Here is a 21090-nt window from a genome sequence, read left to right as displayed (position 1 = left end):
AGAGGAGGGGCTTAAGGATCAGGCCGGTATCCCGCTGATCGCCTTGACTTCCATGAAGTCCTTGAGGCCGAAGAGCCCGCCTTCGCGGCCGTTGCCCGACGCCTTGTAGCCGCCGAAGGGCGCGCCCGGGCCGGGGCCCCAGGCGTTGACCGCGACCATGCCGGCGCGCAGCTTCGGCGCGACTTCGGCCGCTTTGGCGGGGTCGCCCGAGACGACGGCGGAAAGGCCATATTCGGTGTCGTTGGCGATATCGACCGCCTGATCGAGATCGTCATAGGCCATCACGGTCGCGACGGGGCCGAAGATCTCTTCCCTGGCGATCCGCATGTCGGGGGTGACGCCCGAGAAGACCGTCGGCTTGATATAATAGCCGCGATTGACGTTCGACGGCAGACCGGTGCCGCCGGTCTCCAGTGTCGCGCCTTCGTCGATCGCCGACTGGATCAGGCCCTGGATCTTGTCGAACTGTGCCTTGTTGACGACGGGGCCGATATGGCCGCCCTCGGCCATCGGGTCGCCGACCTGCGTGCCGTCGAACATCGCCTTGATCACGCCGACGGCCTCGCTCTCGCGGTCCTTGTGGACGAGAATGCGGGTCGGGGCGATGCAGCTCTGGCCGGTGTTGACCAGCACGCCCTGCACCGTCGGCGGCAGCACCGCCTCGAGGTCGGCGTCGGGGAGGACGATGTTCGGGGACTTGCCGCCGAGTTCCTGATGGACGCGCTTGACCGTGTCGGCCGCCGCCTTGGCGACGAGGATGCCGGCGCGGGTCGAGCCGGTGAAGCTCACCATCTCGATTCCCGGGTGAGCCGAGATCGCGTTTCCGACGGTCGGCCCGTCGCCCTGGACGAGGTTGAAGACGCCCGGCGGCACGCCAGCGGCGTCGAGGATCTCGGCGAAGATCGTCGCGTTGCCGGGGCATTCCTCCGACGGCTTCAGGACCATCGTGTTGCCCGCGGCGAGCGCCGGGGCGACCTTGAGCGCGATCTGGTTGAGCGGCCAGTTCCACGGCGTGATCATGCCGACGACGCCGATCGGTTCGTAGACGACCGTGTTCGCGCCATGCTGTTCGCTGAAGCTGAAATCCTTGAGCGCGGCGATCGTGCCCATGAAGCCGCCGATACCGGCGCCGACCTGCGCGGTGCCCGCGAAGCTGACCGGTGCGCCCATTTCGGCCGCCATCGACTGGGCGAGATCGGCGCCGCGCTTCTTATACTCCTCGACGATCCGGCCCAGCACCTCGAGCCGCTGCTCGCGGGTGGTCTGCGACCAGCTCTTGAACGCTTCCTTCGCCGCGGCGACGGCATCGTCGACGTCGGCCGCGGTGCCGAGCACGATGGTCGAGGCGGGTTCTTCGGTCGCCGGGTTGATGACCTGATGTTCCTTGCCGCCCTTGCTGTCGACCCACTGGCCGCCGATGAAATTCTGCTTGAGATGCTGTTCGGTGCTCATGTCGTTTCTCCCATCGGCGTGAAATACGTCTCGCTTTGCTACCTAAGCGCTGGCGCGAATGAATCAAGCGCCGCCGGGCGCGAAATTATCGCCGCTCGGCGGCGAGGCGCGACATCAGGATCGCGGCGCGCGTCGCCTGGCGCGCGATCGACGGCAGTTCGACCGTTTCGCCCGGCGCATGATCGCCGGTGCTGTAGGTGCCGAGCCCGGCGAGGCTGTCGACATCGGCGGCGACGAAGCTGATGTCGCCGGCGCCGCGCTTCAGCGGGTCGAGCGCCGCCATTTCGGCGAGGCCGAGGTCGCGGTTGACCCCGTTGAGCTTGGCGAGCAGCGCCTTGTTGCCCTCGGTCGGCGCCATCGCGGGATAGCCGACCGGATCGAAGGCGAGCGTTGCGCCGGTTCCGGGCGCGTGATCAGCGACGATCGCCGCCATCTTCGCCTTCACCCGCGCCGCTTGTTCGACCGACAGGGTGCGCAGGTCGCCGCGCGCCACGGCGGTCGCGGCGATGATGTTGGTCTTGCCGCTCGTCGTCGCGCGAATGCCGCCTTCGTCGAGCGACACCTCCTGCCCGCCGGCGACCAGCCCCACGTTGAAGGTCAGGTTGGGCTCGGGCAGCTCGGTGCGGAAGCGCTGGATGATGCGCGCGAGCTCATAGATCGCCCCGTCGCCCGATTCGGCGCTGAAAATGCCCGAGCTGTGACTGGCCTTGCCGGTCGTGGCGACCGTCCAGCTTTCGGAGGAGCGGCGCGCGATCGATCCCATGTCGGCGCCCCCCTTATCCCCTGGGCCGTCGCGCACCAGCCCCTCGAAATCGAGCGCGACGTCGCTGCGCTTGCCCGCGGCGATCAGGTCGGCGCGCGACTTGGCGATGGGGTCGCCCGCATCCTCTTCGTCGCCGGTCAGGTGGATTTCGATGTTCGCGTCTTTCAGCGTTCCCGCGGCATGCATCGCCCGCAGCGCCGCGACGATCACGACCATGCCGCCCTTGTCGTCGCCCACCCCCGGCCCTTCGGCAAGGTCACCCTTGCGGGTAAAGGTCTGGAAAGGCGAGTCGGGTTCGAACACCGTGTCGAGGTGGCCGATGAGAAGCAGCTTCTTGCCGCCCTCGCGCCCCTTGTGGACCGCGATCAGATGGCCGGCGCGCTTCGTCTCGGGCATCGGTTTCCACGTCACGGCGAAGCCGAGCGGTTCGAGCTCGGCGCGCATCATCGCCCCGACCTTCTCGACCCCTTCGAGATTGAGCGAGCCGCTGTTCTGATTGACGAGGCGTTCGAGCAGCGCGATCGAGCGGTCCTGCTCGGCGGCGACGGTCTTTGTCATTGTGGCTTCGGCCTTCGACAGCTGGGCCGCCGCCGGCGTTGCGAAGGCAAGCGAGGCGGCGATCAGGGTGGCGAACGGCAGGGATTTCATCGAGAACTCCAACGTCAAATTTGTAAAATCGTCGCCCCCGCGCAGGCGGGCGCCGCTGGATGGTAGCGCCAGGTTGCCGGCGGCTCCCGCCTTCGCGGGGGCGACGGCATTTGTGCCTTGTCGGAAGCTCAGGCGCAAGCCGTCAGCCGGTGGTCGCAATCGACATGACCGCCAAAAGAAAAGGGCGCCCGGCTCCCCTCGAGCCGGACGCCCCTTGGCTTCGCCGATCGTGGACGATCAGGCGCTGTAATACATGTCGAACTCGACCGGGCTCGGGGTCTGTTCGAAGCGATAGACCTCGTCCCACTTGAGTTCGACATAGGCCTCGATCTGATCCTTCGAGAACACGTCGCCCTTCAGCAGGAAGTCGTGGTCGGCCATCAGCGAGTCGAGCGCTTCGCGCAGCGATCCGCAGACGGTCGGGACTTCCTTCAGTTCCTCGGGCGGCAGGTCATAGAGATTCTTGTCCATCGCCTCGCCCGGATGGATCTTGTTCTGGATGCCGTCGAGCCCCGCCATCAGCAGCGCCGCATAGCAGAGATAGGGGTTTGCCATCGCGTCGGGGAAGCGGAACTCGACGCGCTTCGCCTTGGCGCCCGCGCCGTAAGGGATGCGGCACGAGGCCGAACGGTTGCGGCTCGAATAGGCGAGCAGCACCGGCGCCTCGAAGCCCGGGACGAGGCGCTTGTAGCTGTTCGTCGTCGGGTTGGTGAAAGCGTTCAGCGCCTTGGCGTGCTTGACGACGCCGCCGATGAAATAGAGGCACATGTCCGAAAGGCCCGCATAGCCATTGCCGGCGAAGAGCGGCTTGCCCTTTTCCCAGATCGAGATGTGGGTGTGCATGCCGCTGCCGTTGTCGTCCTTGATCGGCTTGGGCATGAAGGTCGCGGTCTTGCCATAGGCGTGCGCGACCTGGTGCACGACGTACTTGTAGATCTGCATGCGGTCGGCGGTCTGGGTCAGTGTGCCGAAAGTCAGGCCCAGTTCGTGCTGCGCTGCGGCGACCTCATGGTGATGCTTGTCGCAGGGCAGGCCCATTTCGAGCATCGTCGAGACCATCTCGGCGCGGATGTCGACCGCGCTGTCGACCGGCGCGACGGGGAAATAGCCGCCCTTGGCGCGCGGGCGGTGGGCGAGGTTGCCGCCTTCGTAGCTGCGGCCGGTGTTGGTCGGCAGCTCGATATCGTCGAGCTCGAAGCCCGACTTGTTGTAGCCGGTTTCGAAGCGCACGTCGTCGAACATGAAGAATTCGGCCTCGGGCCCGACATAGACAGTGTCGCCGATGCCGGTCGAACCGACATAGGCCTCGGCGCGCTTCGCGGTGGTGCGCGGGTCGCGGGCATAGCCCTCGCCGGTCGCGGGCTCGACGATGTCGCAGACCATGATCAGCATCGGGGTCGCCGAGAAAGGATCGTCATAGACCGCGTCGAGGTCGGGCTTCAGGATCATGTCGCTCTCGTTGATCGCCTTCCAGCCCTCGATCGACGAGCCGTCGAACATCAGCCCGTCCTCGAGCGAATCCTCGTCGATCACCCCGGCGCACATCGTCAGGTGATGCCACTTGCCCTTGGGGTCGGTGAAGCGCAGGTCGACCCACTCGATGTCGTTTTCCTTGATCCGCGCGATGATATCCTTGGGCTTGGTGGCCATGGTCTGAACGTCCTTCTTGCGATGATGTCCCGGTCGTCCGGGGGTGTTGAACTGGAATGGCGGGTGGACCCTAGAGCGCGTCCTCGTTGCGTTCGCCGGTGCGGATGCGGAGCGCGGTCTCGATGGGCATGACGAAGATCTTGCCGTCGCCGATGCGGCCGGTCTGCGCGGCGGCGGCGATCGCCTCGACCACGCGTTCGGCCATATTGTCGTCGACCACGACCTCGAGCTTCACCTTGGGCAGAAAGTCGACGACATATTCGGCGCCACGATAAAGTTCGGTGTGACCCTTCTGGCGGCCGAAGCCCTTGGCCTCGGTGACGGTGATGCCGCTGACTCCGACCTCGTGCAGCGCCTCCTTCACCTCGTCGAGCTTGAACGGTTTGATAATCGCCTCGATCTTCTTCACGCGTCTGATCCCCTTTGGACTGCCTGCCACGGCTCGCAGTCAAAGCCGGATCAGGCGCGCCTGGTCCGGTTCGGCCGGTCGAGTCGGTGCGGTGTCCCGCCATCTTGCACCAATCAAGACCCGTGCCAATTGCCGAATCGCGGGGTTTCGCGGAGATTTGCGGCGGGGAAAGGCGAGCGTGCTCAAGTCGTAGGCAGCGACGTGATTTTGCTGCCTAAAATATGGGCATTGGCGTTGGGGCGGTTTGATCTTGTTACACGCGAAGACGCAAAGGCGCGAAGGAAGTCGCGTCATTGTGCTGACCTTGTTTGTCGATCGCGCGAAGCGCTTTTCAAGGTCGCCTGCGGCGACAAATAAACGATCGGGTTCTGTGCGCGACCTTCTTCTTCGCGTCTTCGCGTCTTCGCGTGAAAATTTCCTATCCCACCCTCTCCGCAGTCTCATCGGTTGCAGAGAGGGGCGGGATTTCGTCCTAGCGCCCCACTGGAGCCGACGCTTCGGGCAGATTGGCCTTGGTCCATGTCGATCGGTCGATGACATAGGCGCGGATGGCCTCGGCGTCGGCGGGGGTGAGGACGCGGGCGAAGCTGACCATGCCGCGGTCCTTCAAGGCGCCGTCGAGGATCACGCTCTTCCACGCATCGGCATTGGTGAGCGTGCCCGAGACGCGGAGGTCGGGGGTGAAGCCGTTGCCGATCGCGCTGTCGCCATGACAGACCTGGCAATAACGCCCGAAGTGCGCCTTGCCCGCCGCGATCTGCTCCGGCGTGCCGAACTGCGGCGGCGGGTTCCACGCGAGCGTCGTCGCCGCCGGCGCGGGCAGCTCGACCGTACCGCCGAGCTTGAGCACGACGAGGCGCGGCAGGTTCGGGAGCTTGCGCGTCACCCCGCCCGCGACCCCGGCGACGAGCGGGAAGGCGCCGCCCTTGCCGGTCTGGAAGGCGACATATTGGACGCCGCCGACACGGAAGGTCGACGGCGCGCTGACGATCCCCGACTGCATGTCGAGGTCGAGCAGCTGCTTGCCCGTATCGGCGGCATAGGCGCGGAAGCGACCCGTGCTCGTGCCCTGGAAGACGAGATTGCCCGCGGTCGTCATCGTGCCGCCGTTCCACGCGGCGGGATAGTCGACGCCCCATGCCACCTTGCCGGTGCGCGGGTCGAAGGCGACGAGGCGTCCGGTCGTCGCGGCGATCGCGGCGCGGAACGCCTTCGCGTCGTCGGGCAGCATCGTCTTGTTGAGCGAGGTGCCGACGTTGAAACCGAGCACCTTCCTCTTGTCGAGTTCGTCCATGTCCTGGAGATAGCCCTGCGGGATCTGCTGCGCCGGGATATAGACGAGACCGGTCTTGGGATTGAAGCTCATCGGGTGCCAGTTGTGTGCGCCGAGCGCGCCCGGGATGGCGATGAAGGGCTTGCCGGTCCTGTAGAAGCGCGATTCGGGATTCTCGATCGGGCGGCCGGTCGCGAGATCGTAACCGGTCGCCCAGTTGATCCCGTCGACATAGGGCTTGGCGTCGATCAGCTTGCCGGTCGTGCGGTCGATCGTGAAGAAGAAACCGTTCTTCGGCGCATGGTACAGCACCTTGGTCGGCTTGCCGCCCACCTGCTGCTCGGCGAGGATGATCGGCTGGGTCGCGGTATAGTCCCACGTCTCGGCCGGGGTTTCCTGATAGTGCCATTTATAATTGCCGCTATCGGCGTCGAGCGCGACCACCGAGGAGAGGAACCAATTGTCCCCCTCGCCGTTCGAGCGCAGCCCGTGGTTCCACGGATTGCCGTTGCCGACGCCGAGATAGATCTGGTCGAGATCCTTGTCATAGACGATCGCGTCCCACACCGTACCGCCGCCGCCCGACACCTTCCATTCGCCCTTGTCGGACCAGGTGGCGTTGCCCTTCGACGCGAAGATGTCGTCCGACGCGGCGCCGTCCTTCTTCTTCTCGGGATTGGGTGCGGTGTAGAAGCGCCAGCGTTGCTTGCCGGTGTCGGCGTCGTAGGCGGTCACATAGCCGCGCACACCGAACTCGGCGCCGCCGTTGCCGATGAGCACCATGTCCTTCACGACGCGCGGCGCGCCGGTGATCGTATAGGGCTTGCGCTTGTCGAAGGTCTGCGTCGACCAGATCTCCTGGCCGGTCTTGCGGTCGAGGGCGATCAGGCGGCCGTCGAGCGCGCCGACGAAGACCTTGTCGCCCCACACCGCGACGCCGCGGTTGACGACGTCGCAGCAGGCGCTGACAGCGCGCTCGCCGGGAACCTTGGGGTCGAAGGACCAGAGCTTCTTGCCGGTCGCCGCGTCCCAGGCGTCGACCTTCGACCAGGCGTGGCTGACATAGAGGGTGCCGTCGACCACCACCGGCGTCGCTTCCTGGCCGCGCGCATCCTCGAGATCGGCGAACCAGGCGATGCCGAGGGTGCCGACATTCTGGTCGTTGATGTCGGTGAGCGGGCTGAAGCGCTGCTCGTCATAGCTGTAGCCGATGCCGGCCCAGTCGTCGCCGTTGCCGCCGGTCTTGAGCAGCGCTTCGCTCGCCTTCTCGGCCTCGTCGAGCGATCCGCCGCCCGAGGTGCTGTCGTTCTTCGAGGCGTTGCACGCCGCCAGCGCCAGTGCCGCGCAGCCAAGCAGCGCAGCCGAAAAGACCCGTTTCGCCATCCCATGCTCTCCCGTTCGACGCCTATGCTTGACGTTAACGTCAAGTCTGCGCTGGAAGAGGCGGGGGCGCAAGGGAGAAATGCTGTTCCCCGGCGAACGCCGGGGTCCAGAGCGAAAGAACGCCAAAGTTATGTGAGGACGCCCTGGGCCCCGGCTTTCGCCGGGGAACACGCCTGATTTCGTGCTTGGCTTACTGCCAGGGCGGCGCGTTCAGGCCCTTGGGGCTGGCGGTGAAGATTTCGCAGCCGTCCTCGGTGATGCCGATGCTGTGCTCGAACTGCGCCGAGAGCGAGCGGTCGCGCGTCACCGCGGTCCAGCCGTCGGGGAGCATCTTCACCGCATATTTGCCGGTGTTGATCATCGGCTCGATGGTGAAGAACATGCCGGGTTTCAGCTCGGGGCCGGTGCCGGGGCGGCCGGCGTGGACCACTTCAGGAGCGTCGTGGAACATCTGGCCGAGCCCGTGGCCGCAGAAATCGCGGACGACCGAATAGCGGTGGCGTTCGGCATGTTGCTGGATCGCGTGCGCGACGTCGCCCATGCGGTTGCCGGGCTTCGCCTGCTCGATGCCGAGCATCAGGCATTCGTAGGTGACCTCGACCAGCCGCCGCGCCTTGATCGGCACCTCGCCGACCAGATACATGCGGCTGGTGTCGCCGTGCCAGCCGTCGACGATGCTGGTGACATCGACGTTGATGATGTCGCCCTCGCGCAGCGGCTTGTCGTCGGGAATGCCGTGGCAGACGACATGGTTGATGCTGGTGCAGCAGCTATGCGTGAAGCCGCGATAGCCCAAGGTCGCGGGGATGCCGCCGCCGTCGAGCATCATCCGGCGGACGAGATCGTCGATCGCGCCGGTCGTCACGCCGGGCTGGATGAAGGGGACGAGCGCGTCGAGGATTTCGGCCGACAGCTGCCCGGCCTTGCGCATCCCGGCAAAGCCCACCGCGTCGTGCAGCTTGATCGTGCCGTCGCGGACGGGCGTCGGGGCCGCGGCATCGGCGGTGGTGACGGAGATATAGTCGTACATGCGGGTAATATAGGCGCTGGAGGCTGAAAAAGCGAGGGGCGCGATGTCAGGGTGCGGACAGATGATCGCGAAACCAGTCGGTCAACTCTTCTTCTGCAAGCTCGCCCGCTGCAAGCGCGAGGAACGTCACGACCAGTTCGGCATCGGTAGCATACAGCCAGCCGCCGTTGCGGACCAGGAAGGTTTCGCTGACGACCGCGGCCGTCCGCTTGTTGCCATCGACGAAGGGGTGGTTGCGCGCGATTCCGAAGGCATAGGCCGCGGCGAGTGCGGCAAGATCGGGATCGCTATAGGCGGCCAGATTTTGCGGTCTCGCCATCGCGCTTTCCAGCAGCGTTGCGTCACGAACGCCGCTGCCGCCGCCGTGCTCTGCAATCTGTTCATGGTGCGCTGCCAGAGCAGCCTCCAGCGACACCCACTTCCAGTTCATGGGTCCCGCCTATTTCGCCAGTTCGCGTAGCGCGCGTTTGCGGCGCGCCATCACTTCGCGAGCGGCGGCCATCTCTTCCTCGAAATCGGCGTCGAAAGGCGCCAACTCGATGCCGCGTTCGGTGTCGCGTACTGACAGCATATCGCCCTGCACCGCGCCCAGGCGCGCCAGCAATTCCTTGGGCAGGATGACCGCGGCGCTATTGCCGACCTTGGTTATCTTAAGTGGCGTGTTCATACATGTGTTATAACGCTGCCGCTCAAGCAATTCAAGAAGCGACGCGCGTAACTAGCTGCGCGACGGAGCCCAATCGGTTACAAGGACAAAATCCGTCGCTCCGGGCACTTTCTCAAAAACGCTGCCAACGGGTGCATCGAGAAACGGGATGACGGAGCGGTCACAGTTGGCGATCGTGTTCACGTCATAGATGTCGTGGTTCGCGGCATCATTCATATATGCATCGTCTTCAGTGCCGGAAAGGAAGGCCCATCCGCTATCCTGTGGATTATGCGGTTGCTGTCGATACATGAATCGGACGGGAAGACCATCTATGGTTATGCGGTCGGACGCTATGCATCCGCCGCGCCCGGTCGCGAGCGGGTGAATGTCGTCCTTTGACATTCTGTAGATCTTTCCCGCGGCCATTAGTTTCGCCCCTCCCAAAGCGAACAGGGCAGTCGCGGCAAACCCGAAGGCCGATAGACTGCCCTGCGCGCATAATCGCTACTCCGCCGCCTTCTCGGCCTTGCCCTTCGCCTTGCCCTTGCCCGCTTTCGGCGGGGCGGGGGTGATTTCGAAGGTGAGGGGGTTGCCGACCTTGGCGTCCTCGCCCTCCTTCATCCGCACCTTGACCTCGCCGCCGTGGACGAGCTTGCCGAACAGCAGTTCCTCGGCGAGCGGCTGCTTGATCTTCTCCTGGATCAGGCGGCCCATCGGGCGCGCGCCGTAGAGCTTGTCATAGCCCTTCGCGGTCAGCCATGCCCGCGCCGCATCGTCGAGCTGGATGTGGACGTTGCGGTCGGCGAGCTGCAGCTCGAGTTCGAGGATGAACTTGTCGACGACGCGTGCAACCACCTCGGGCGGCAGATAGCCGAAGGGGACGATCGCATCGAGGCGGTTGCGGAATTCGGGGGTGAAGAGATTCTTCACCGCTTCCTCCTGCACATCCTCGCGCGTCGCCTGGCCGAAGCCGATCGACTCGCGCGCCATGTCGCTCGCGCCCGCGTTGGTCGTCATGATCAGGATGACGTTGCGGAAATCGACGGTCTTGCCGTGATGATCGGTCAGCCGGCCGTGGTCCATGACCTGCAACAGGATGTTGAACAGGTCGGGGTGCGCCTTCTCGATCTCGTCGAGCAGCAGCACGCAATGCGGGTTCTGGTCGATCGCGTCGGTCAGCAGGCCGCCCTGGTCGTAGCCGACATAGCCCGGAGGCGCGCCGATCAGGCGGCTCACCGAATGGCGCTCCATATATTCCGACATGTCGAAGCGCTGGAGCGGGATGCCGAGCAGATGCGCGAGCTGCTTCGCAACCTCGGTCTTGCCGACGCCGGTCGGGCCCGAGAAGAGGTAGTTGCCGATCGGCTTTTCGGGATCGCGGAGGCCGGCGCGCGACAGCTTGATCGCCGACGACAGCACCTCGATCGCGACATTCTGGCCGAACACGACACGCTTCAGATCGGTCTCGAGCGTTTCGAGCACGCGCTTGTCGTCGCTCGACACCGATTTGGGCGGGATGCGCGCCATCGTCGCGATCACCGCCTCGATCTCCTTGGCGGTGATCGTCTTGCGCCGCTTCGACGGCGGAACGAGCATCTGCATCGCGCCCACCTCGTCGATCACGTCGATCGCCTTGTCGGGGAGCTTGCGGTCGTTGATGTAGCGCGCCGAGAGGTCGACCGCCGCGTTGATCGCGTCGCTCGTATATTTGACGTTATGATGGGTCTCGAACGCCTCGCGCAGCCCGGCGAGGATCTTCTTGGTATCCTCGAGGCTCGGCTCGATCACGTCGATCTTCTGGAAGCGGCGCAGCAGCGCGCGGTCCTTTTCGAAATGGTTGCGGAACTCCTTGTAGGTCGTCGATCCGATGCAGCGGATGACGCCGCCCGACAGCGCGGGCTTCAGGAGGTTCGACGCGTCCATCGCGCCGCCCGAGGTGGCGCCAGCGCCGATCACCGTGTGGATCTCGTCGATGAACAGGATCGCGTGCGGCAGGCCTTCGAGTTCGGAGACGACCTGCTTCAGCCGTTCCTCGAAGTCGCCGCGATAGCGCGTGCCGGCGAGCAAGGCGCCCATGTCGAGCGAATAGATCACCGCTTCCTTCAGCACCTCGGGCACGTCGCCTTCGACGATCTTGCGCGCGAGCCCCTCGGCGATCGCGGTCTTGCCGACACCGGGGTCGCCGACATAGAGCGGGTTGTTCTTGCTGCGGCGGCAGAGGATCTGGATCGTGCGGTCGACCTCGGCATTGCGGCCGATCAGCGGGTCGACCTTGCCGCCTTTCGCTTTCTCGTTCAGGTTGACGGTGAACTGGTCGAGCGCGGTTTCCTTCTTGTTCTTGGCACCCTCCTTGTCCTTCGCCTCTTCCTTCTCCTCGGGCTCGGCCTGCGCGGCGGGCTTGCCGCCCTTGCCGACGCCGTGGCTCAAATAGGAGACGGCGTCGAGGCGCGTCAGGTCCTGCTGCTGGAGGAAATAGACGGCATAGCTCTCGCGTTCGGAGAAGAGCGCGACGAGGACGTTGGCGCCCGTCACCTCATCCTTGCCCGACGACTGGACGTGCAGGATCGCGCGCTGGACGACGCGCTGGAAGCCGCTGGTGGGGGAGGGGTCGCTGTGCCCCTCGACCTTCAGGCTGTCGAGTTCGGTGTCGAGATAATGGACCACCGCCGACTGGAGATCGTCGAGCGCGACGCCGCAGGCGCGCATCACCTCGGCGGCATGGTCGTCGTCGATCAGCGCATAGAGCAGATGCTCCAGTGTCGCATATTCGTGGTGACGCTCCGACGCGGCCTTGAGCGCGTTGTGCAGGGTCTTTTCGAGGGACTCCGAAAAGGACGGCATGGTCTTTCTCCTTGCGGGACCAGCCGGGGAGAGGCCGCCCCTAGGAAACTAACGTGGCGATGCCGCCGCCCCGCCGCAAGGGAAAAGCGGAGGCGGATATGAAATTACGATGACAGGATTGCGCTATGGTTAACGGCGCGTTGAGAGATTGAACGCCGACAATCGTTCCGGTGCGGAGGATCGTGTGACGCTGCACGGCCTGTCCCGCCTTTGCTGCAGCCCGGCAGGTAAACCTGAGGTTAGCCTTCAATAATCTTGGACACTGCCTCCGCTGTGCGCAAGCCTGAGTCCCTTGGTGTCGTGCCAGAACAGCGGATGCGCGCCGTCTCTCGTCGGCGAAGCCCTCCCGACAATCGCACATCGTTAGAAACTAGCAGGAGAGACTGCCATGCCTCGTCACGGCGTATATCCGCGCGACATCGTTCCGCCGCGCTCAAAATATTCGGACGCCGGCCGCTTCGGCCGCCTGTTCGGAGAACTTCCGCCCTTTGCCGCCGACACCCCCGACGTCCGCGCCGCGCTAATGGAAATCGGGAAGCCCGGCGGCATCATGGACGCCAAGGACAATCTGACCAAGACCCCCGCCGAACTCATCACCGATCCGGCGCTGTCGGCGAAGAACAGCGACAACCCCAATCTGACCGCGGGCTTCACCTTCCTCGGCCAGTTCCTCGACCACGACATGACTTTCGACCCGACCTCCAGTCTCGAACGGCAGGTGGACCCCGAGCAGATCGCCAATTTCCGCACGCCCAGCCTGGGACTCGACAATGTATACGGCGCCGGGCCGGGCGGCAGCCCGCACCTTTACGACACGCAGGGCGGCAAGGGCGGCAAGTTCCTGCTCGAGGCGACCGGAACCGCGGACCGGTTCGACCTGCCGCGCAACAGCCAGAAGGTCGCGCTGATCGGCGACCCGCGCGACGACGAGAATCTGATCATCAGCCAGCTTCAGGTCGCCTTCCTGAAGTTCCACAACGAGGTCGTCGAACATGTGAAGACCAAGATCAAGCTGACCGGCTCTGACGAGATTTTCGCCGAGGCGCAGCGGATCGTGCGCTGGCATTATCAATGGATGATCGTCCACGAATTCCTGCGCCGGACCTGCGGCGACGCCGTGGTCGACGACGTGCTGGCGAACGGCCGCAAATATTATAGCTGGCACAATGAGCCCTATATTCCGGTGGAGTTCTCGGTCGCCGCCTATCGCTTCGGGCACAGCCAGATCCGCCCGTCGTACCGCGCGAACTTCACCGGCGACGGCGGCAATCCCTTCTTCGCGATGATCTTCAAGCCGACCCCGTCGGACCCCGACGATCCCGACGATCTTTCGGGCGGTTGCCGCGCACCGCGGCGCTTCGTCGACTGGCCGACCTTCTTCGACTTCGCCGACGGCAATGTGAAGCCGAACAAGAAAATCGACACGACGCTGTCGACCGCGCTGTTCCGCCTGCCGGGCTCGGTGGTGCCGAACCCCGATCCGAAGACGAACCCGGCCTCGCTCGCGCAGCGCAACCTGCTGCGCCACCTGACCTTCGCGCTGCCGTCGGGCCAGCGCGTCGCGCGCGCGATGAAGCTGCCCATGTTGTCGAAGGGCGACCTGGCCGACCTCAAGCCGCACGGCCTCGACGACCGCACCCCGCTCTGGTTCTATATCCTGCGTGAGGCGCAGACGGTGGAGAATGGCGAGCGGCTCGGCCCCGTCGGTGCGCGGATCGTGACCGAGGTCTTTCTAGGGCTGCTCCAGGGCGACAAGGGGTCCTATCTGGCGCAGGACCCCGAATGGCAACCCTTCCTGCCGACCGTCGACCCGTCGAAGAAGGGCGACGATTTCAAGATGGTCGACCTTCTGCGCTACGCCAAGGTGGCCTGACGCGCCAAAGCCCCTCCCTTCAAAAGGGGAGGGGCTTTGCCATTACCCCTTGCGGAACAGCGCCTCCGCGCTCGCCTTGAAGCCGCCGGCGGCGGCCTTGTGCGCCTTGATGCGTTCGATCTCGGCCTGAAGCACCGCGATGCGGTCGTCGAGTTCGTCGACCGACAGCGGATCGAGCGGCTGGCGGGTCAGGGCCGCGAGCGCATCGTCGCGGCGGCGGGGAAGGTCGTCATCGTCCATGGCGTGTCCTTTCTCGCTGGTCCCTGCATTTCACAGGCGCGCGACTGTTGACCCGCGCGCCGCGCCTGTCAATAAGGCGCGCCGAGTGGAAAACATATGGGAAGTGGGGGATTTAGCGTGACCAGCGTGCCCGAAAGCATGACCGCCATCGCCATCAGCGAACCGGGCGGGCCGGAGGTCCTTGTGCCCGGGACGCGCGCCGTACCGCGCCCCGGTCCGGGCGAGGTGCTGATCCGCGTCGCTGCGGCGGGGGTCAATCGCCCCGACGTGCTCCAGCGCATGGGTTTCTATCCGCCGCCGCCGGGCGCGTCCGACCTGCCGGGGCTCGAGGTCGCGGGCACGATCGCCGCGATCGGGCCGGGCGGCGATCCCGAACTTCTGGGGCAGGCGGTATGCGCGCTCGTCGCCGGCGGCGGCTATGCCGAATATTGCGTCGCGCCGGCGGGAAGCTGCCTGCCGGTGCCCAAGGGCTTTTCGATGGCCGAAGCCGCGGCGCTGCCCGAGACGATGTTCACCGTCTGGCACAATCTGTTCGAACGCGCCTGGGTGAAGGAAGGCGACACGGTGCTCGTCCACGGCGGCACCAGCGGCATCGGCACCACCGCGATCGGGCTGTGCGGCCTGTTCGACATCCGGGTGATCGTGACCTGTGGCAGCGCGGAGAAGTGCGACGCGGCGCGCGCGCTCGGCGCGGACCTCGCGGTCGATTATTCGAGCGAGGATTATGTCGCGGCGGCAAAGGCCTTCACCGGGGGGCGCGGCGTCGACGCGGTGCTCGACATGGTCGGCGGCGACTATGTGCCGCGCAACCTCGCCGCGCTCGCCGACGACGGGCGCCACGTCAGCATCGCCTTTCAGCGCGGCGCGAAGGCCGAGATCGACATGTCGGAGGTGATGCGCCGCCGGCTGACGCTGACCGGATCGACGCTGCGCGCGCGGAGCGCCGACTTCAAGGCCGCGCTCGCCGACGAGATTCACCGCACTGTCTGGCCGCTGCTGTCCGGCGGCGCGTGGAAGCCCGCGATGGACCAGGCCTTTCCGCTCGCCGGAGCCGCCGCCGCGCACGCGCGGATGCAGGCGGGCGCGCATGTCGGGAAGATCGTGCTGACCGTATGAGGCGGGGCCTGCTTCCATCTGGGGGAAACAGGTTCTAAACCCCGCACATGAGCGACGACGGGAAGATCTACATCGACGCGAACGCGCTGCTCGCCGACTCGCTGCGGCTCGGCATGCAGGTGCTCGAAAGCGGCTTCGCGCCGACCCATCTCGTCGGCATCTGGCGCGGCGGCGCGCCGGTCGGGATCGCGGTGCAGGAACTGCTCGACTATCACGGCCAGTCTTGCGACCATATCGCGATCCGCACCTCCTCCTATCACGACATCGACCGGCAGGATCCCGAGGTGAAGGTGTTCGCATTGGGTTATCTGATCGATACGCTGAACCCCGACGACCGCCTGCTCATCATCGACGACGTCTTCGATTCGGGACGCAGCATCCGCGCCTTCCTGTCCGAACTCAGGGCGCGCTGCCGCCACAATATGCCGCGCGACATCCGCATCGCCACCGTGTGGTACAAGCCGCGCCGCAACGTCACCGACCTGAAGCCCGACTTCTTCGTCCACGAAACCGACCGCTGGCTGATCTTTCCGCACGAATTTCACGGCCTGTCGATCGACGAGATCCGCCGCCACAAGTCCGAGGCGGCGATCATCCTGGGAGAGGAGACGGCATCGCATGGCTGATGGATTTGCCTCCGCCGCCGAGCGCGCGGCGTTCATCGCGGGGCTCCCCAAGGCCGAGCTCCATCTTCATATCGAAGGCTCGCTCGAACCCGAGCTGATGTTCGAGCTCGCGCGGCGCAACGCGATTCCCATCCCCTTCGCGAGCGTCGAGGAGGTGCGCGCGGCCTACGCCTTTTCGAACCTCCAGGATTTCCTAGACATCTATTATCAGGGCATGAGCGTCCTCGTCACCGAACAGGATTTCCACGACCTGACCGCGGCCTATCTCGCCCGCGCGCGCGCCGACAATGTCCGCCATGTCGAGATCTTCTTCGACCCGCAGGGGCATACGGAGCGCGGAGTCGCGTTCGAAACCGTGATCGCGGGGATCACCCGCGCGCTGGGCGAAGCGCGCGAGCGGCACGGGCTGACCTCGAAGCTGATCCTGTGCTTCCTTCGCCATCTGAGCGAGGCGGAAGCCGAGGCGACGCTCGATGCGGCGCTGCCATGGCTCGATCGCATCGACGGGGTGGGGCTCGATTCGTCGGAGGTCGGGCATCCGCCCTCGAAGTTCGAACGCGTCTTCGCGCGGGCGCGCGGCCTGGGGCTGAAGCTGGTGGCGCATGCGGGCGAGGAGGGACCGCCCGCCTATGTCGTGGAAGCGCTCGACCTCTTGAAGGTCGACCGGATCGACCATGGCAACCGCAGCCTCGAGGACCCGGCGCTCGTCCGCCGTCTCGCCGATGCGGGGCTGTGCCTCACCGTCTGCCCGCTGTCGAACCTCAAGCTCTGCGTCGTCGACGACATCGCGGCGCATCCGCTGCGGACGATGCTCGACGCCGGGCTCGCCGCGACGGTCAATTCGGACGATCCCTCCTATTTCGGGGGCTATGTGAACGCCAATTATCAGGCGGTCGCCGACGCGCTCGACCTGTCGAAGGCCGAGCTCGTCACGCTGGCGCGCAACAGCTTCACCGGATCGTTCCTGGAGGACGACGCGCGCGACCGCCACCTGGCGGCGATCGACGCCTACGCCTAGGCTTTGAGGAGATCAGGCGGCGATCAGGACGCTGCGATAGGTGCTGTCCTCGAGCGCCTGCCCGGCGCCCATCGCGACGCACATCAGCGCATCGTCGGCGACCCGGACGTCGAGCCCCGTCGCCTTCGCGATCGCCTCGTCCATCCGGCGGAGCAGCGCGCCGCCGCCGGTCAGCGTGATGCCGGCGTCGATGATGTCGGCCGCGAGCTCGGGCGGCGTCTGTTCGAGCGCCGCGCGCACCGCGCCGACGATCTGCCCGACCGGCTCGACCAGCGCCTCGGCGACCTCGGCCTCGGACACGCGGACCTCCGCGGGGCGGCCGTTGACGAGGTCGCGGCCCTTGACGCCCATGACCAGGCCGCTGCCCTCGGGCGCGACCGCGCAGCCGATGGTGAGCTTGACGCGCTCGGCGGTCATCTCGCCGACCATCAGATTATGCTTGCGGCGGATGTAGGAGGAAATCATGTCGTCCATCTTGTCGCCGCCGACGCGCACCGAATTGCTGTAGGCGATGCCGCCCAGCGACAGCACCGCGACCTCGGTCGTCCCGCCGCCGATGTCGACCACCATCTCCCCCATCGGCTCGGCGACCTGCAGCCCGGCGCCGATCGCGGCGGCGAGCGATTCCTCGATGAGCTGGACGGTGACCGCGCCGGCATTGGAGGCGGCGTCGCGGATGGCGCGGCGTTCGACCATCGTCGATCCCGACGGAACGCAGATCACGACTTGGCTGCGCTGGCGAAAGCGGCTCTGGCCGTCCATCACCTTGGTGATGAAGTGCTTGATCATCTGCTCGGCGACGTCGATGTCGGCGATGACGCCGTCGCGCAAGGGGCGGATCGCCTGGATATTGGCCGGCGTCTTGCCCATCATCAGCTTGGCCTCGTTGCCGACCACCTTGACGCGCCGGACGCCGTCGCGCGTTTCGAGCGCGACGACCGACGGTTCGTTGAGCACGATCCCCTTGTCGCGGACATAGACGACCGTGTTCACGGTCCCGAGGTCGATGGCCATGCCGTGCGACGACGCCCCGAAGCGATGGAAAAAGCTCATATCCGAAAAAACGCCCTGTCTGGAAAATCGGGCGTTCCGGGCCGTTCGAGTCCGGGCGACCGCCTTCTCCCCCCGCTTGTGACCCCGGTCGGGGGGCGTCAACTGATGGGGGAGCCAGAGCGTTGGTTTCTCAGGGCGGGCCGATGGCGCCTGGGGTCCTGACCCTAGAATTTTCCCCGCACCGAGAAGGCGAAGATCGGGCCGATCAGCCGGTCGCGGCTTTCGTGGAAGGCGACGGGGGTTTCCCCGCGCAGCCCTTCGTAGACCGTCCGCTCGCGCCGCGACCGCGCACCCACCGCATTGGCGAACTCGGCGCGCACGGTCAGGCCCATCACATCCTTGTTCTCGACGAACAGCGAGGCGAAGACCGGCCCCTCCCAGGTGCGATTGACCTCGTTGCGGCGGTAATTGGGCTGGTAATGGCCGTAGCTCGCGGTCGCGCCCCACGCCCAGTCGCTCCCCGGAATGTCGTGGCGCAGCGAAAAGTCCGCCGAGCGGTCCTGGAAGCCGCTCCACTGGCGCTTCTCGCCGGTGAAGGGATCGCGCAGGCCCGATTTCTCGATATCGACGCTGGCGTCGATCTTGACGCCCTTCAGCCCCGCCGGGTCGAGGTTGATCGTCGCCGACCACACGACCGCCGCCGCCCATGCCTTCGGAATGTTGCCGACCGATTCGCCGCCGTCGACGGGGACGACGTCGACGAAATCCTCGGCATCGACATAGACGAGCTGGAGCTTGGTCGAGCCCCATTTGCCGAGCGACTTGTTCGCCTCGAACTCGTAGCGCCAATTCTGCTGGGGGCGCAGATCGGCGTTGCCCGCGTTGCTGTTGTCGTCGTTCAAAAAGGCCTGCGCGAGGAAGTCGTAGAAATCGAGCTGTTCGACCTGCCGCTGCGCCTTCAGGGACAGGTCGAGGCCCGCGGCGGGCGTCCAGGCGAGGGTGAGCGACCCCTTGGGCCGGAAGAAACTGCGTTCGAGCCCGTTCGCGCCGTCCTGGGTCAGCGTCGAATGCTCGGCGCCCGCGACGAGTTGGAACGACAGCTTGTCCGTCAGCTTGCGGCCGAAGCTCAAAAGCGCTTCGTAGCGGTCCTCGCGCACGCCGCCCGTACCCTGGGGGAAGGGCAGCTCGACGAAGTCGTCCGTGGCCGGATCGAGCGCGTAGAGCCGCGCGACATTGTCGAGCGTGTTGAACGCCGCCTCGCCCGAGAGCTGCCAGTCGCCGCCGAACATCTTCCAGTCATATTCACCGCGGCCGATCGTCTCGCCGACGTCGCCGGTCTGGGTGAAGCGGTCGCCGCTGGCGGGCGAACCGTCGGCGGGGCGCAGCACCACCTCCTGCGACACCGGCTCGTGGCTGAAGCGGCGGAGCCCGATCAGCTTGAGCTTTCCGGGGCCGAGGCCGAACTGCCAATCGCCGTTGACCTCGTAATTCCATGTCGTCTCGGTCTCGCGCACGGTGCGCAGCCGGTCGGTCTCGCCGGGCGCGGTCCAGACGCCGTCCTCGTCATAGCGATACCAGCGGCGCTGATAATGGGCGCCGAGATGCGCGATGCTGTCGCCCGCGGGATCCCAGGTCAGCTTCGCCGACAGCTTGGGCGTGTCGTAATGGGTGTTCCAGATGTCCTTGCGGTGCTCGACGACCGCGCCCGCGCCATCGGTGATGACGGTGCCGCCGCCGGCGCCGCTGCGTGAACTCGTGTCGTTGTTGAGGCCGAGCTCATATTCGACGTCGCCCCTGCGCCCGCGCACCGAAATGTCGGCGCGGGTGAACAGGGGGTCGGTGAAATGCGGCCGGAACTCGGGCTTCCACGAGAATTGGCCCGAGAAGCTGTCGGCGCGGAAGACGATGTTCGCGACCTGGCCCGAAAGGCCCGGGAGGTCGAGGCTGGCGCCGTCGACGATCTCGATCCGCTCGACATTGGCGGCGGGGATGCGGGTGAGCTGGGTGACGATCGTGTCCGACTTGGTCGAGGGCCGCGCGCCGTTGAACAGTACATTGCCCGTCGCCTGCCCCAGCCCGCGCACCGTGTCGTTCTCGCGGATCGAGAAGCCGGGTACCTGGTTCAGCATGTCGTAGGCGTTCTTGGGCGCGTAGCGGGTGAAGTCGGCGGGGGTGTAGACTTTCCCCGCGAGCGTCTTCGCCAGCGTCGCGGTCGGGTCGGCGGCTGGCGGCGGAGCTTCGCCGCTCGCGGGCGCGTCCTGCGCGAGCACGGGCTGGACCGAAAGGGCGGCGGCCATCGCGAACAGGCTGGCGGCGATCTTCACTGGTTCGCCTCCGTCGCCGCGACATTCATCCGGCGGGCATAGTCACCGGTGACGCCGAGCGCCTTGAGCGAGACGACATCCTCGACCGACAGCTTCGTATAGCCGGCATCCGCGAGTTCGCGGACGTAGCCGGCGTCGACGCCGAGCGCGCGGCACGCGAAGGCGTCGTCGAGCGAGGTGAGCTTCATCGGCGCGGCGCGGAGGTCGCGGACATAGGCGGGGGTGACGTGCAGCGCCGCCGCGGCGATCAACTCGCCCGCGTCCTCCGCACGGAGGCCCGCGTCGGCGAGCCCGTCGGCGAGTTCGACCGTCGCGTCGACGAGGAGCATCGCGAGCAGGTCGCGCCGCTCGTCGGGGGCGATGCCGCGCTTCGCGAGCGCCTGTTCGAAGCCGGGGTCGGCGGTGAAGCGGCAGTCGCCCTTGCCTTCGTAGCGGCGCGACAGCCGGCCGTCGCAGGCCAGCGTTCCGGCCTGGTGGGCGACGGTGAAGGCGACCGGCCCGGCGCCGCCGGCGAGCGCGCGCTTCGCCGCCGCGACCTCGGGGCGCGAGCCGTCGAGCGCGAGGCTGCTGCTCGACCGGTCGGAGCGGATGCGCAAGTGCGGCTCGTCGCCGTCGGCGCCCTCGCCATCGGGGGGAAGGATATCCCAGCGGATATCGGTCAGCACCGGCGGCGATCCCGCAGGCTGCAGCGGCGCCGCCGAGGCCAGCGCGGACAGCATGGCGAGGCTGGCGGTAACGATCAGGGCTTTCATGGCACGTCTCCTCCGGGCCGCGGATCGCGGGCGAGCGCCGTCGCTCGCCG

18 protein-coding genes are annotated in these 21090 nt (G+C 66.3%); 4 read left to right on the top strand and 14 right to left on the bottom strand.

Going from position 1 to position 21090, the window contains the following annotated elements:
- Window positions 1-18 precede the first annotated feature (18 nt).
- From ACOTSS_RS14285 to clpA, 10 genes are all read right to left on the bottom strand, one after another.
- Entirely contained in the window at window positions 19-1452 is a 1434-nt protein-coding gene (locus ACOTSS_RS14285) for an aldehyde dehydrogenase family protein (protein ID WP_448688782.1), read from the bottom strand.
- An 85-nt stretch (window positions 1453-1537) separates the two neighbouring features.
- Window positions 1538-2863, bottom strand: coding sequence for a M20/M25/M40 family metallo-hydrolase (locus ACOTSS_RS14280; RefSeq protein WP_448688781.1), 1326 nt, complete (start codon window positions 2861-2863; stop codon window positions 1538-1540).
- A 237-nt stretch (window positions 2864-3100) separates the two neighbouring features.
- A complete protein-coding gene (gene glnA, locus ACOTSS_RS14275) occupies window positions 3101-4513 on the bottom strand; it encodes a type I glutamate--ammonia ligase (RefSeq protein WP_448688780.1) in 1413 nt (470 codons plus the stop codon).
- Window positions 4514-4583: 70 nt separating this feature from the next.
- Complete coding sequence (locus tag ACOTSS_RS14270; RefSeq protein ID WP_095388486.1) at window positions 4584-4922, bottom strand: P-II family nitrogen regulator; 339 nt, start codon at window positions 4920-4922, stop codon at window positions 4584-4586.
- Between the two features lie 472 nt (window positions 4923-5394).
- A complete protein-coding gene (locus ACOTSS_RS14265) occupies window positions 5395-7578 on the bottom strand; it encodes a PQQ-dependent dehydrogenase, methanol/ethanol family (protein ID WP_448688779.1) in 2184 nt (727 codons plus the stop codon).
- Window positions 7579-7768: 190 nt separating this feature from the next.
- A complete protein-coding gene (gene map / locus ACOTSS_RS14260; RefSeq protein ID WP_448688778.1) occupies window positions 7769-8608 on the bottom strand; it encodes a type I methionyl aminopeptidase in 840 nt (279 codons plus the stop codon).
- Between the two features lie 46 nt (window positions 8609-8654).
- A complete protein-coding gene (locus ACOTSS_RS14255; protein ID WP_448688777.1) occupies window positions 8655-9038 on the bottom strand; it encodes a type II toxin-antitoxin system death-on-curing family toxin in 384 nt (127 codons plus the stop codon).
- 9 nt (window positions 9039-9047) lie between these two features.
- The gene (locus tag ACOTSS_RS14250; RefSeq protein WP_448688776.1) at window positions 9048-9275 is read right to left on the bottom strand and encodes an AbrB/MazE/SpoVT family DNA-binding domain-containing protein; all 228 of its coding nucleotides are present in this window, start codon (window positions 9273-9275) and stop codon (window positions 9048-9050) included.
- Window positions 9276-9326: 51 nt separating this feature from the next.
- Complete coding sequence (locus tag ACOTSS_RS14245) at window positions 9327-9659, bottom strand: DUF2185 domain-containing protein (RefSeq protein WP_448688775.1); 333 nt, start codon at window positions 9657-9659, stop codon at window positions 9327-9329.
- 102 nt (window positions 9660-9761) lie between these two features.
- The gene (gene clpA / locus ACOTSS_RS14240; protein ID WP_448688774.1) at window positions 9762-12098 is read right to left on the bottom strand and encodes an ATP-dependent Clp protease ATP-binding subunit ClpA; all 2337 of its coding nucleotides are present in this window, start codon (window positions 12096-12098) and stop codon (window positions 9762-9764) included.
- 388 nt (window positions 12099-12486) lie between these two features.
- Here clpA and ACOTSS_RS14235 point away from each other — a divergent pair, with 388 nt between their 5' ends.
- Window positions 12487-13971 carry a peroxidase family protein gene (locus ACOTSS_RS14235; RefSeq protein ID WP_448688773.1) on the top strand — a complete coding sequence of 495 codons (1485 nt, stop codon included), beginning with the start codon at window positions 12487-12489 and terminating at the stop codon, window positions 13969-13971.
- A gap of 42 nt (window positions 13972-14013) precedes the next feature.
- On the opposite strand, the gene ACOTSS_RS14230 is transcribed toward ACOTSS_RS14235, so the two are convergent.
- Entirely contained in the window at window positions 14014-14211 is a 198-nt protein-coding gene (locus tag ACOTSS_RS14230; protein ID WP_095388491.1) for a DUF1192 domain-containing protein, read from the bottom strand.
- Window positions 14212-14328: 117 nt separating this feature from the next.
- Here ACOTSS_RS14230 and ACOTSS_RS14225 point away from each other — a divergent pair, with 117 nt between their 5' ends.
- Genes ACOTSS_RS14225 through ACOTSS_RS14215 form a run of 3 tightly spaced genes read left to right on the top strand, consistent with a single transcriptional unit; the run spans window position 14329 to window position 16971 of the window.
- Window positions 14329-15327, top strand: coding sequence for an NAD(P)H-quinone oxidoreductase (locus ACOTSS_RS14225; protein ID WP_448688772.1), 999 nt, complete (start codon window positions 14329-14331; stop codon window positions 15325-15327).
- A 47-nt stretch (window positions 15328-15374) separates the two neighbouring features.
- Window positions 15375-15953, top strand: a complete 579-nt coding sequence (locus ACOTSS_RS14220; RefSeq protein ID WP_448688771.1) for a phosphoribosyltransferase — start codon at window positions 15375-15377, stop codon at window positions 15951-15953.
- On the top strand, window positions 15946-16971 hold the full coding sequence (locus ACOTSS_RS14215; protein ID WP_448688770.1) for an adenosine deaminase: 1026 nt from the start codon (window positions 15946-15948) through the stop codon (window positions 16969-16971). The genes ACOTSS_RS14220 and ACOTSS_RS14215 overlap by 8 nt, the downstream gene beginning before the upstream one ends.
- 12 nt (window positions 16972-16983) lie before the next feature.
- On the opposite strand, the gene ACOTSS_RS14210 is transcribed toward ACOTSS_RS14215, so the two are convergent.
- The 3 genes from ACOTSS_RS14210 to ACOTSS_RS14200 all read right to left on the bottom strand — a co-directional run bounded on the left by ACOTSS_RS14210 (window position 16984) and on the right by ACOTSS_RS14200 (window position 21040).
- Complete coding sequence (locus tag ACOTSS_RS14210) at window positions 16984-18024, bottom strand: rod shape-determining protein (protein ID WP_095388495.1); 1041 nt, start codon at window positions 18022-18024, stop codon at window positions 16984-16986.
- 164 nt (window positions 18025-18188) lie between these two features.
- Window positions 18189-20288: a TonB-dependent receptor plug domain-containing protein gene (locus tag ACOTSS_RS14205; protein ID WP_448688769.1), complete on the bottom strand. Its 2100-nt coding sequence runs from the start codon at window positions 20286-20288 to the stop codon at window positions 18189-18191.
- Window positions 20285-21040, bottom strand: a complete 756-nt coding sequence (locus ACOTSS_RS14200) for a hypothetical protein (protein WP_448688768.1) — start codon at window positions 21038-21040, stop codon at window positions 20285-20287. The genes ACOTSS_RS14205 and ACOTSS_RS14200 overlap by 4 nt, the downstream gene beginning before the upstream one ends.
- Window positions 21041-21090: the final 50 nt, after the last annotated feature.

The sequence above is a fragment of the Sphingopyxis sp. NJF-3 genome (assembly GCF_053514865.1).
This window is presented reverse-complemented; position numbering and strand designations above follow the sequence as displayed.

Bases quoted from the DNA above. Each gene is read 5' to 3' on its own strand.
- ACOTSS_RS14285 (WP_448688782.1), bottom strand. From the start codon at position 1,452: ATGAGCACCGAACAGCATCTCAAGCAGAATTTCATCGGCGGCCAGTGG.
- ACOTSS_RS14280 (WP_448688781.1), bottom strand. From the start codon at position 2,863: ATGAAATCCCTGCCGTTCGCCACCCTGATCGCCGCCTCGCTTGCCTTC.
- glnA (WP_448688780.1), bottom strand. From the start codon at position 4,513: ATGGCCACCAAGCCCAAGGATATCATCGCGCGGATCAAGGAAAACGAC.
- ACOTSS_RS14265 (WP_448688779.1), bottom strand. From the start codon at position 7,578: ATGGCGAAACGGGTCTTTTCGGCTGCGCTGCTTGGCTGCGCGGCACTG.
- map (WP_448688778.1), bottom strand. From the start codon at position 8,608: ATGTACGACTATATCTCCGTCACCACCGCCGATGCCGCGGCCCCGACG.
- ACOTSS_RS14255 (WP_448688777.1), bottom strand. From the start codon at position 9,038: ATGAACTGGAAGTGGGTGTCGCTGGAGGCTGCTCTGGCAGCGCACCAT.
- ACOTSS_RS14250 (WP_448688776.1), bottom strand. From the start codon at position 9,275: ATGAACACGCCACTTAAGATAACCAAGGTCGGCAATAGCGCCGCGGTC.
- ACOTSS_RS14245 (WP_448688775.1), bottom strand. From the start codon at position 9,659: ATGTCAAAGGACGACATTCACCCGCTCGCGACCGGGCGCGGCGGATGC.
- clpA (WP_448688774.1), bottom strand. From the start codon at position 12,098: ATGCCGTCCTTTTCGGAGTCCCTCGAAAAGACCCTGCACAACGCGCTC.
- ACOTSS_RS14235 (WP_448688773.1), top strand. From the start codon at position 12,487: ATGCCTCGTCACGGCGTATATCCGCGCGACATCGTTCCGCCGCGCTCA.
- ACOTSS_RS14230 (WP_095388491.1), bottom strand. From the start codon at position 14,211: ATGGACGATGACGACCTTCCCCGCCGCCGCGACGATGCGCTCGCGGCC.
- ACOTSS_RS14220 (WP_448688771.1), top strand. From the start codon at position 15,375: ATGAGCGACGACGGGAAGATCTACATCGACGCGAACGCGCTGCTCGCC.
- ACOTSS_RS14215 (WP_448688770.1), top strand. From the start codon at position 15,946: ATGGCTGATGGATTTGCCTCCGCCGCCGAGCGCGCGGCGTTCATCGCG.
- ACOTSS_RS14210 (WP_095388495.1), bottom strand. From the start codon at position 18,024: ATGAGCTTTTTCCATCGCTTCGGGGCGTCGTCGCACGGCATGGCCATC.
- ACOTSS_RS14200 (WP_448688768.1), bottom strand. From the start codon at position 21,040: ATGAAAGCCCTGATCGTTACCGCCAGCCTCGCCATGCTGTCCGCGCTG.